The organism is Gordonia sp. J1A, assembly GCF_055393515.1.
Map to the genome: position 1 here is coordinate 156975 of NZ_AP041607.1, position 12561 is coordinate 169535.

Below are 12561 nucleotides of genomic sequence, written 5' to 3' on the forward strand. Positions count from 1 at the left end.
GGCGCTCGGCCGCGAGCCATCCCTCTGCGTCGATCTTCGCATCGAACGTGGTGGGCGCGTTGTGGAGGACGTTCGATCCGCTCGGGTCGCGGTAGCGAGCCTGGTATCGGCCACTCGGAAGTTGCCTAAGCGTGCCGAAGCTGCGTCTGGATGCAGGTGCGCTACCGGATCTCCGTCGGCGACACGGTCCTCCAGAAGACGCCGACCACGTTCGACGTCTCGGTGTGGGAACTGTTCTGGCCCACCGTCGCCGGGGCGCGAACCGTCCTCGCCGAGCCCGGGCTGCACCGTGAGCCGTCGGCACTGGCCGAGCTGATCGACGCCGAGCGGATCTCGGTGATCCACTTCGTGCCCGCGATGCTCGACGTCGTCCTCGCCTGCGGCACGCGGGCCCGTCTCGACTCGCTGCGGCTCGTGTTCACCAGCGGTGCGGCTCTCGGCAGCGCATCGGCCGCGGCGGTCCTGTCGCGGACCGGAGCCCGACTGCACAACCTGTACGGGCCGACCGAGGCCGCGGTCGACGTGACGGCAGCGCACGTCACGCCGGGCTCGCTGGACGGCCGGCCGGTCTCGATCGGCAACCCCACCGAGGGCAATACCGTGCACGTCCTCGACCGCCGGTTGCGACCGGTGCCGATCGGCGTCACCGGGGAGCTCTATCTCGGCGGCGTCCAGCTCGCCCGCGGCTACCACGGCCGTCCGGCGCTCACCGCCGGACGATTCGTGGCCTCACCGTTCGGTCCGGGCGAGCGGCTCTACCGCACCGGCGACCTCGTGCGCTGGCGGCGCACGGGGGCTGCTGCCGGTGCCGCGGGTGTCGAGCGGCGAGGCGGTGTGGGGCGCCAGAACGTGGAACTGGAGTTCTGCGGTCGCAGCGACTTCCAGATCAAACTGCGCGGACAGCGTGTGGAGCCGGGTGAGATCGAAGCCGCTCTCGCGGCGCATCCCGACGTCTCGGCCGTCGTCGTGGTGCCCTACGACGATCCGCGGTCCGGACCGCAGCTGGTCGCGCACGTGGTCCCCGCCGCGGGCTCCGCAGCCGATGCACGGACGCTTCGGGCACATCTCGCGGATCGGGTGCCCGAGCACATGGTGCCCGCCCACATTCTGACCACCGACGCGCTGCCGCTGTCGGCCAGCGGCAAGGTCGACAGGGCGGCGCTGCCGTTGCCCGCGACCCCCGTCCGCGGAGACCACGTCGTCAGGGAACCCGCCACCGCGACGGAGACGGCGATGCTCGGGATCTTCCGGGAACTGCTGGGCGACGGCGTCGGTGTGGACGACGACTTCTTCGAGCACGGAGGAAACTCGCTCACCGCGACTCGCGTGGTCGCGGCCGTCGGGGAACGGCTCGGCGCGCGGCTGGCGGTGCGTGAGGTCTTCGACCACCGCACCGCCGCCGCCCTCGCCGCGCTCGCCGACCAGCGGGACGCTTCGCAGGCGGCCGCTGAGGCCGAGCCGGGCGAGCCGGGCGATCCGATGCCGCTGGCCGCGGCGCAGCGGCAGATGTGGTTGCACAACCGCATCCATCCCGCCTCCAGCGCCTACCTGATCCTGGCTCCGCTCCGCATCCCGGGCCGGATCGACGTCCCGGCGCTGACCGCCGCGATCGCCGACGTCCTCGACCGGCACGAGGTTCTCCGGACCGTCTACCCGGAGAGCGTCGACGGGCCCCGCCCGCAGGTACTGGCGCCGGGGGAGTACAGCTCGGAGGCACTGGTGACGGTCCTCGGTCCGGGCACCGACGCCGGCTCAGCCGGCGAACCGGCGGTGACCGCGGCATTGGCAGCCGCGATGGACCTGACCGTCGATCTGCCGCTGCGCGTGGTGGTCCGGCCCGACGGCGATCACACGGTGGTCGTGCTCGCCGTGCATCATGTGGCCGCCGACGGGTGGTCGATGCGGATCCTCGCCGCCGACACATCCACCGCCTACCGTGCCCGAGTCCTCGGAGGCGCACCGGATTTCGACGTTCCCTCCGTCTCGTACGCCGATCATCTGCGCCATCGCGCCGCACGGAGAGGGTCGGTCGACGATCCGTCCTCCAGCGCCGCCGCGCATCTGAGGTACTGGCGCGACCGGCTCGCCGACGTCGAGGACGCCGCTCGTCCCCGGCCGGACGGAGCGCCCGAGGAGGTGGCGCGGGTGCATCGCGCGGCGGTGGACTCCGCCGCCGGGGAAGCGCTCGCCGCCCTCGCCGAGCGATCCGGCGCCACGCTGTTCAGCGTGTTGCACGCGGCTCTGGCCGTGGCGCTGGCGCGCAGCGCCGGAGGCACCGACGTCATCATCGGCACCCCGCTGTCCGGCCGCGAAGCACCCGGGGTCGCTGAGACCGTCGGCATGTTCGTCACCACCGTTCCGCTGCGCACGACCGTCGAGCCGGAGAGTTCGGTCCGCGACATCATCGAGCAGTCGCAGCAGACCGTGCTCGGCGCCCTCGACCACGGTGACCTGGACATCGAGGAGATAGTCGACCTACTCGACCTCCCGCGCCACCGCGACAGCCATCCGCTGATCCATGCGACTCTCACCGTCGACGGAACGCATCCGGCCGCCCGCGGCGAGGGCGCAGCGCTCGCCACGAACATGCTCCACGTCGACGTGCCCGTCGCGCGATTCGACATCGAGTTCACGGCGACTCCCGACGCATCGGGCGGTCTGCAGCTGGCCGTGGTTCATCGGGGAGAGGCGTACCGGGCCAGGACTGCTGCGACCCTGCTGAATCGCTGGGAACGCGTCATCCTGGCGATGGCCGGTGAGCGGGTCGAAGCCACCGAAGGCGCGCTGGGAGCCATCGACCTCACCACACCGGCGGAACGGGCGGCGCTGACCGAGATCACCCGCGGCGGACCGGCTCCGGCCGACCGCTACCTCGGCGACGTGCTGACCACCCCGGGCCAGCGGATGATCACCGTCGACGCCGACGGTCGGCTCCGACACCACGAATCCGAGCAGATCGCCGCGCACACCAACCGTCTCGCCCGTCTGTTGATCGCCCGCGGGGCCGGGCCGGAGACGGCGGTGGCGCTGTGCCTGTCGCGCTCCTATCTCTCGGTGATCGCCACCCGCGCGGTGGCCGCGACCGGCGCGGCATTCGTCCCGGTGGATCCGCGTCATCCCGCCGACCGGGTCGCGTTCATGCTCGAGGACTCGACTGCCGCGCTGATCGTGACCACGGTGGCCGACCGCGACCTGACCGCGGCAGGCGTTGCCGCGCTGGGCGGTGCACTCGTACTCGACGATCCCGCGATCGAGGCCGAACTCGCCCGATACGACGTCTCACCTCTCGGGCGTCACGAACTGCGCGCCGCGCCCCACCCGGACCAGACCGCGTACCTGATCTACACCTCCGGAACCTCCGGACGGCCGAAAGCCGTCGCCGTCACGCACCGGGGCATCGCATCGTTCGTGGCCGAGCAGCGCCGCTACGGTGTCGAGAAGCATTCGCGCGTCTTGCATTTCGCGTCGCCGAGCTTCGACGCCTCGGTCCTGGAACTGCTGCTCGCGGCCGATGCCGGGGCGACGGCGGTCGTCGTTCCCCGGTCGGTCTACGGTGCCGACGACCTCTCGTCGATCCTTCGCGAAGCGGCCGTGACTCACGCCTTCCTGACTCCGGCGGTTCTCGACACGATCGACGAGGAACTGCCCGAGCTGACCACCGTGATCGTCGGCGGCGACGCGTGCTCGACGGCTACCGCCGACCGCTGGATCGGTCGCGGCACGCGGTTCTTCAACGCCTACGGCCCCACGGAGACCACGGTGATGGCCACGCTCGCCGGGCCGATCCGGGCTACACGCGACGGACTTCCCATCGGCGAAGCCATCACCGGCTCCACCGTCCGCGTACTGGGCGCCGACCTGCGGCCCGTGCTGCCCGGCGCCGCGGGCGAAGCCTACGTGAGCGGACCGGGACTCGCTCGCGGCTATCACGGCCGCCCGGGCCTCACCGCCGTCACCTTCGTCGCCGATCCCGACGGGCCGCCGGGGTCGCGGCGCTACCGGACCGGCGATCTGGTGGCGGCCGCATCCGTCGGCGAGGAGCAGTGGCAGTTGCGGCATCTCGGCCGGCTCGACGCGCAGCTCAAGATCCGCGGACACCGCGTTGAACTGGGCGAGGTCGAGTCCGCGCTCCACGGCTGCCCCGAGGTTCGCGCCGCGGTCGCTGCCGGCAGGCCGGGCCCCGACGGTCGAACCACTCTGGTCGCATACGTCGTGCCGGCCGACGGTGCCGATGTCGCCGACGCACTGCGAGACCGCCTGCGCGCCACCCTGCCGTCGTACGCGGTGCCCACCGCATTCGTCGAACTCGCCGAGCTGCCGCTGACCCCGTCGGGAAAGGTCGACCACCGCCGACTGCCCGAGCCGGAGTTCGCGTCCACCGGTCCGGTGGCCGTGGCCGGAACCTCCGAAGTGATGGTGGCGGAAGCCTTCGCACAGGCGTTGGGCCGGACCGAACTCGGACGCGACGGGCACTTCTTCGACCTCGGCGGCAACTCGCTGATGGCCGCCCAGACCGTCGCGCTGCTGCGGGCACGCACGGGCAGGGAACTGGCTGTAGCCGACCTCTTCGACGCGCCCACCGTCGCCGGTCTCGCCGCCCGGCTCGACGCCGGTTCTCCCGTCTCTGGTCCCGGCCCGGGCGATCTCGAACGGCCCGAGCACATTCCGCTCGCCCCGGCCCAGCAGGGCATGTGGTTCCTCAACCGATTCGACCCCGACGCGCGCACCGAGAACATCCCGCTGGTGCTGCGGATGACCGGTGACCTGAACGTGCCGGCGTTCCTGGGCGCGGTCGACGCGCTGGTGCGCAGGCACGAGGTACTGCGCACCGCGTATCCCGACTCCCCGGACGGACCCCGCCAGCTGATTCGGCCGGGTCACGACCACGGGCTCGAGGTGGAACTTCGGGCGGTGCCGGAGACCCGGATCGACGAGGCCGTGCGGTCGGTGACCGGCCGTGGATTCGACGTGACCGCCCGCCCGCCCGTCCGCGCGGCGCTGCTGTCCGCGGAGGAGGGGACCGGCCGGCACACGTTCGTTCTCGTCCTGCACCACATCAGCGCCGATGGACTGTCGGTGGCGACACTGGCCGGCGAGCTGGCGGCCGAATACCGGACCCGGCTCACCGGCGATTCGGACACGGGACAGGACAACGCTGTGGATTGCACGACGGGTTGCGCGCCGACGCCACTGCAGTTCGCGGACTTCGCAGTCTGGCAGCACTCCTGGCTCAACGAACCCGACGGGACGGCCGCCGCGGCGCTCGCGAGCTGGCACGAGCGGCTGCGCGGTGCATCCCCGGTGATCGACCTGCCCACCGACCGGCCCCGCCCGGTGCGGCCGAGCGGACGCGGGGCGCGCGTGGAGTTCGCCGTCGAGCCGGCCCTGCACGCACGGATGGTCGACTTCGCAGCGCGCAACCGCGCGACGGTGTTCATGGTGGCGCACACCGCACTCGCCGTCCTGCTCGGCCGGCTGGGGAACAACCGCGACGTCGTCATCGGCACGCCGAGCGCCGGCCGGGTGCACGCCCGGCTGCAGGGAGCCGTGGGCATGTTCGTCAACATGCTCGCACTCCGCACCGACATTCACGGGGCGGCCACCGGCGCCACGGCCCTCGCGATCAGTCGAGAGGCCGCGCTCCACGCCTTCGCGAACGCCGGAGTCCCGTTCGACACCGTGGTCGCCGGGCTCGACCTCACCCGATCCGTCGATCACCATCCGGTGTTCCAGGTGGCGCTCTCGTACCAGAACATCGGTGGCCTGTCGATGGAACTGCCCGGACTGGACGTGACCGTGGTCGACGACAGTCCCGACGTCGCGGAGTTCGATCTTCACCTCACCCTGGCCGAACGCGGCGAACCCGGCCTGACCGGCCAACTGGTCTTCGCCACCGACCTGTTCGACGAAGCCACCGCCGCCGAGTTCGCCGCGCGGTACGTACGGATCCTGGCCGGATTGCTCGACGACCCCGACCTCCCGGTGGGCGACCTGCCCGTGCTCGGCGACGATGAGCCCGATGCGGGCTCGGCGGCACCGCCGGACCACCCGTGCCCCGGCTCGCAGACCCGCGGTCTCGTGGACGGATTCGTGCGGTGCGCCGAGCAGCACCCGGACGCGGTCGCGGTGGTCGACGGTACCGAACAGGTCACCTACGGCGAACTGTCGGAGCGTGTCGGGCTCCTCGCCGCCGCACTGCGCGACCACGGTATCGGGGGCGGTGTCGGGAGCGAGGAGCGTGTCGCGATCACCGCGCCGCGGGGCCTGCATCAACTGGTCGCCATGTACGCGGTCGTCGCATGCGGCGCCGCCCACGTCCCAGTGGATCCGTCGGCGCCGCAGCGCGCGTCCATGATCCTCGAGGTCGCCGACCCGGTACTGGTGCTGGGTGTGGGGCCGTCGCCGGCCGCCGACCGCGCGTATCTGGACCTCGCCGACCTCGCCGGTGTCGCCGACCTCGCCGACGTCGCGTGCGGTGACGCGGCGTCCGAGTGGCGGGCAGCGGATCGTCCCGATCGGGCGCCTCATCCCGAATCGGCGGCATACGTCCTGTTCACGTCGGGGTCGTCGGGCACCCCGAAGGGAGTGAGCGTGCCGCACGCGGCCGTGAGCACCCAGCTGGCGTGGATGCAGGAGCGCTATCGACTGGGACGCGGCGACACCGTCCTGTTGCGGACCGCGGCCGGTTTCGATCTGTCGGTGTGGGAGTACTGGTGGGCCCTGCAGGCGGGTGCGCGCATCGTGATCGCCGAGCCCGGCAGTGAGCGTGACGGGACCGCGCTGCGCAGGCAGATCGCTCAGCACCGAGTCAGCGTCCTCCCGACTGTGCCCTCGTCCCTGTCCATGATCCTCGACGCGGGCGAGCTGCCCGGCTCGGTGCGCACGGTGCTGTGCATCGGCGAGGAATTGCCGCCCGAACTCGTGGCCCGGCTGCGCGGCTCCGGCAGCACCGCCGACGTGCACAACCTCTACGGGCCGACGGAATTCGCCGTCAGTGCCACCGGGCACGAGGTCGCCCCTGGAACCGAGAACGAGTGCGTGCGGATCCCGATCGGAGTAGAACAGCCGACGGTCCGCGCGCGAGTGCTCGACGCGCGTCTGCATCCGGTGCCGGTCGGAGTGGTCGGCGAACTGTACCTGACCGGACCGCAACTCGCGAGCGGTTATCACGCCGACCCGGCGCGTACCGCCGCGTCGTTCGTCGCCGACCCGGCCGGCGGTGGCCGCATGTACCGGACCGGTGATCTCGTGCGTCGAACGCGCGGCGGACAGCTTGAATACGTGGGTCGCGCCGACTTCCAACTCCAGATCCGCGGCTTCCGGGTCGAACCCGGCGAGATCGAGGCCGTGCTGCGTCGATGCCCCGGCGTCGGTGACGCCGCTGTCACCGCGGTCGACGGTCCCGGCGGCGCGCGGCTGGTCGCCTTCGTCACCGGCGATGCGGACACCGAGGACCTGACCGGCGCGCTGGCGGACCGGCTTCCCGCCTACCTGCGACCCGACGTGCACCGGCTCGAAGCGTTGCCGTACAACGCCAACGGAAAGGTCGATCGCGCACGGCTTCCTCGCCCCGAACGACGTCGGCGCGACCACCGGCCTGCCGAGTCCGAGGTCGAACGCGCCGTCGCCGAGGTGGTCTCGGAGGTCACCGGGGCGCCGGTAGTCGGCATGTCGGACGACTTCTTCGAGCTCGGCGGCAACTCGCTGACGGCGACACGTGTCGCGGCCCGGCTGGCGGCGCTCTCGGGCCGCTCTGTGCCCGTGCGGACCGTCTTCGACGCGGCCGACCTCGGAGATCTGGCGGCGCGCATCGAGCGTGCGGCGCCGACAGAGACTCCCGAACTGGTTCGGATCGACGACGACGGGCCGATCCCGCTCGCTCCGGCGCAGCGCCGGATATGGGAGGCGGTCCGAGCCGGGCAGGGCGCCGACTGGAATGTACCGATCGCCCTGCGCTTCACCGGCGAGCTCGACCGCACGGCGCTGCACGCTGCACTTCGCGATGTCTTCGACACGCACGAGGCACTGCGCACGCGCTACCGGTCGGCGGAATCGGGTGAGGACGACGGACTGCTGCCCGTGGGGGAGGTCCTCGGCATGCCAGAGGTGGACGCCGCGCTTCGCGACGGGCTGGTACCCGTCGAGGTGGACGCAGGCCGGCTCGCCGACGCGGTCTCCGCAGCCGCCTGGGAGCCACTCCACCTCGACCGGATCCCGCTGCGCGCCAGACTGTTCACGAGTGCAGACGACAGCGGGAACAACACTGCGGTGCTGCTCCTGGTGCTTCATCACCTCAACTTCGACGGCCGGTCCATGCCGCTGCTGGCGCGCGACGTGCTGACCGCGTTCACCGCGCGTGCGACCGGCATCGTCCCCGAATCGGCTTCACCGCCGGTGCGGTACCGCGACTACGCGCGCTGGCGATCCGGCATCGTCGGCGCACCCGATGCGCGGACCGAGCACTTCCGGCGTTCGCTCGACTACTGGACGAGCAGGTTCGGGGAGAACGCGCTACCCGGGCCGCAGCTGCTGACCGACCGGCCCAGACCACAGGTGTGGGACTCCCGCGGCGACTCCGTCGGGATCAGCGTCGAACCCGAGTTGCACCGGGAGCTCGATCGTCTCGCCCGCAGTCGAGGCGGTCGCTTGTTCCCCGTGCTGCAGGCGGCATTCGCGCTGGTCGTGTCCACACGGATCGATTCGTCAGCCGGAGCCGACCGCGCGGTCCATCTGGCGACGGCCAACGCGAATCGAGTCCATGCGGCCGTCGACGGCGTGATCGGGAACTTCGCCGACGATGTTCCGATGCGGATCGACGCGTCCGATGATCGCCGGGTGGCCGACATGATCGCCGACGTGCATGGGCAACTCGTCGACGGATTCGCGCACGCGGACGTCACGGTGCCCGATCTGCTCGACCACCTCGGTGTGACCCGGGGCCCGGGCGGGGCCACCGGTCATCCGGTGTTCCCGGCGACGCTCATCCTCCAGCAGGCCGAAGTCTCGGATACTGCCTTGTCGGAACTCGATCTGGGCACGGTGACCGTGGCGCAGGAACCGATCGCGGCAGTCGTCGCCAAGCACGAACTCGAGGTCACGCTGCTCGAACTGCGCGAAGACGGCCGGCCGGCCGGGCTGCGCGGCACTCTGCTGTACCCGGTCGCGCTCCTGGACGCCGCGACCGCCGCCGCCGTCGTCGACGACCTGTTGTCGGTGCTGCGATTGATGGCGGCAGCCGACGACGGCCTGACAGCCGGACGGATACGAGCACAGATCGCGTCATCGAACCGGAAGGAGACGTCATGAGTGCCGCTATCGGCGCCTCCGTCGTCATCGCGTGCTACCGCGGGCTGCCCGACCTCGAGGTCCAGCTGCAGGCCCTTGCCGCCCAGGACTTCACGGAACCGTTCGAGGTGATCCTGAGTGACAACGAGGGCTCGGCCGACCTGGAATGGTTCGCACTGAACCACCCACTGCGTGGACGGCTCGACCTGCGCTGGGTCGACGCCTCCGGGACTGCGGGCACGTCCCACGCACGCAATGTGGGGACCCGAGCTGCTCGGTATCCGTTGATCGCGTACTGCGACCAGGACGACGCCGTCCATCCCACCTGGCTGCGTGCAATCGTCCAGGCCCTCGGTTCCGCGGACATCGTCGGCGGACCGTTGGAGCGCGAGACGCTCAACGACCCGGTGGTCGCAGCATGGCGCGCCTTGCCGGATCCGGCCGAACCCGTTGTGCTGGGGCGCTTTCTGCCGATGACGTTCGGATGCAACCTCGGCGTCCGTCGCTCAGTGTTCGACGCGGTCGGCGGATGGGACGAGAGCTATCCGACGGCCGGCAGTGACGTCGAGTTCTGCTGGCGCGTGCAGACGCGCGGCTACGAGTTCGGCTATGCGCGTGACGCTTTGGTCGCCTACCGGTACCGCACCGGAATACGCGAATCGTGGGACCAGGTGATCGACTACGGCCGTGAGGAGGCCCGGGTGGCCCGAGACTACGGGGCTCCGGGCAGGCAGTGGTGGTGGCCGCTTCTGCACGCCGGCGTGGTGGTGGGGATGTGTCCGGTCTGGCCGTGGGCGTGGTCTCGGAGTCGACGGGGCGAGTGGGTGTGGATCACCGGGAACCTCGTCGGCAGGATCGCCGGCAGTGTGAAGTACCGGACGCTCTACCTCTGAGGCGTCGCCTGAGGAGTAGGTCGAAGAATCGACGCCAATCCGCGCCATAGCAAACCTGCGGCTCCAGTTCCGTCACTGTGACTCATGCGGATTCGATGCCCGACCGTCTGGTCGACCGGCCTCATCGTCGCGATGAGCAAGGATCGCGGGCCGCTGACCAGCCGATTTGACCTCAAGGGCGCCGATTGCGTAACTTATTCGGAGTCAGAGCGGCCCGGCCGCGACGACGTCCCCTTACTCTGATCGCCGCGATTTCGGTCGCGGTGTTCTTGTGCGGGGTCGGCCGAATCGGGTCTGAAAGCTTCGACTATTCAGTGAGTCCCTGTGAGGGATCACTGATTGGTGGGTGTCTGGAGGATTGTGTTAGGCTGGTGAGGTTGCTCCGGAGACGGGGTGGCTGACAGATAATTGCAGATGTCTGCTGGTGTTCGGCCCTTGTTTGTGGGGGTTGGTTCTGGTGGGTGTGTGTTCTTTGAGAACTCGATAGTGTGTTTTGGATTTCTTGTGCCACTATTTTTGTTTTGTGGCGTGGGAGATTTTTGGACAGATTGTGCTTGCCGGCCCTTTTGGGGGGTTGGTGAGTGTTTTGGATGAATTTTTTACCATGTCAGTTTTTTGGATTTGGTCAGGTTCTGTTTTCTGGCTTTGTGTTGAAATCTTGTGGTTTCTGCATTTTTTGTTGGAGAGTTTGATCCTGGCTCAGGACGAACGCTGGCGGCGTGCTTAACACATGCAAGTCGAACGGAAAGGCCCAGCTTGCTGGGTACTCGAGTGGCGAACGGGTGAGTAACACGTGGGTGATCTGCCCTGGACTCTGGGATAAGCCTGGGAAACTGGGTCTAATACCGGATAGGACCACTGATTGCATGGTTGGTGGTGGAAAGCTTTTGCGGTTCAGGATGGGCCCGCGGCCTATCAGCTTGTTGGTGGGGTAATGGCCTACCAAGGCGACGACGGGTAGCCGACCTGAGAGGGTGATCGGCCACACTGGGACTGAGACACGGCCCAGACTCCTACGGGAGGCAGCAGTGGGGAATATTGCACAATGGGCGCAAGCCTGATGCAGCGACGCCGCGTGAGGGATGACGGCCTTCGGGTTGTAAACCTCTTTCGCTAGGGACGAAGCGTAAGTGACGGTACCTGGAGAAGAAGCACCGGCCAACTACGTGCCAGCAGCCGCGGTAATACGTAGGGTGCGAGCGTTGTCCGGAATTACTGGGCGTAAAGAGCTCGTAGGCGGTTTGTCGCGTCGTCTGTGAAATTCTGCAACTCAATTGCAGGCGTGCAGGCGATACGGGCAGACTTGAGTACTACAGGGGAGACTGGAATTCCTGGTGTAGCGGTGAAATGCGCAGATATCAGGAGGAACACCGGTGGCGAAGGCGGGTCTCTGGGTAGTAACTGACGCTGAGGAGCGAAAGCGTGGGGAGCGAACAGGATTAGATACCCTGGTAGTCCACGCCGTAAACGGTGGGTACTAGGTGTGGGGCTCATTTCACGAGTTCCGTGCCGTAGCTAACGCATTAAGTACCCCGCCTGGGGAGTACGGCCGCAAGGCTAAAACTCAAAGGAATTGACGGGGGCCCGCACAAGCGGCGGAGCATGTGGATTAATTCGATGCAACGCGAAGAACCTTACCTGGGTTTGACATACACCAGAAAGCCGTAGAGATACGGCCCCCCTTGTGGTTGGTGTACAGGTGGTGCATGGCTGTCGTCAGCTCGTGTCGTGAGATGTTGGGTTAAGTCCCGCAACGAGCGCAACCCTTGTCCTGTATTGCCAGCGGGTTATGCCGGGGACTTGCAGGAGACTGCCGGGGTCAACTCGGAGGAAGGTGGGGATGACGTCAAGTCATCATGCCCCTTATGTCCAGGGCTTCACACATGCTACAATGGCGCGTACAGAGGGCTGCGAGACCGTGAGGTGGAGCGAATCCCTTAAAGCGCGTCTCAGTTCGGATTGGGGTCTGCAACTCGACCCCATGAAGTCGGAGTCGCTAGTAATCGCAGATCAGCAACGCTGCGGTGAATACGTTCCCGGGCCTTGTACACACCGCCCGTCACGTCATGAAAGTCGGTAACACCCGAAGCCGGTGGCCTAACCCTTGTGGAGGGAGCTGTCGAAGGTGGGATCGGCGATTGGGACGAAGTCGTAACAAGGTAGCCGTACCGGAAGGTGCGGCTGGATCACCTCCTTTCTAAGGAGCAAACAACACGTCGATGCTGGTGCCGAATGTGTATCGGGTCGGTGTTTGTTCATGGGTGAAACACAAGAATCCATCATTTGTTTGTCGGTGGCCTGCGAGATGCGGGCGGGCCGGCGGGTGGTCGACCGTGAGTGATTGCGGTTGTGGACGAAGCACACTATCGGGGTTCTGAGGGAA

Annotated in this window: 2 protein-coding genes, 1 rRNA gene and 1 pseudogene; 3 read left to right on the forward strand and 1 reads right to left on the reverse strand. The window is 68.4% G+C overall.

The annotated features are described in order from the left end of the window. Nucleotide 1: 1 nt before the first annotated feature. Nucleotides 2–130, reverse strand: a pseudogene (locus ACZ5QD_RS00800) (tyrosine-type recombinase/integrase); the annotation flags it as partial. A 20-nt stretch (nucleotides 131–150) separates the two neighbouring features. On the opposite strand from ACZ5QD_RS00800, the gene ACZ5QD_RS00805 reads away from it, so the two are divergent. The 3 genes from ACZ5QD_RS00805 (at nucleotide 151) to ACZ5QD_RS00815 (ending at nucleotide 12375) form a co-directional block, all read left to right on the forward strand. Further along, entirely contained in the window at nucleotides 151–9306 is a 9156-nt protein-coding gene (locus tag ACZ5QD_RS00805; protein ID WP_464367024.1) for an amino acid adenylation domain-containing protein, read from the forward strand. Then, nucleotides 9303–10178, forward strand: coding sequence for a glycosyltransferase family 2 protein (locus tag ACZ5QD_RS00810; protein WP_006897720.1), 876 nt, complete (start codon nucleotides 9303–9305; stop codon nucleotides 10176–10178). The genes ACZ5QD_RS00805 and ACZ5QD_RS00810 overlap by 4 nt, the downstream gene beginning before the upstream one ends. 676 nt (nucleotides 10179–10854) lie before the next feature. Then, nucleotides 10855–12375, forward strand: a 16S ribosomal RNA gene (locus tag ACZ5QD_RS00815). The last annotated feature ends 186 nt before the right edge of the window (nucleotides 12376–12561 follow it).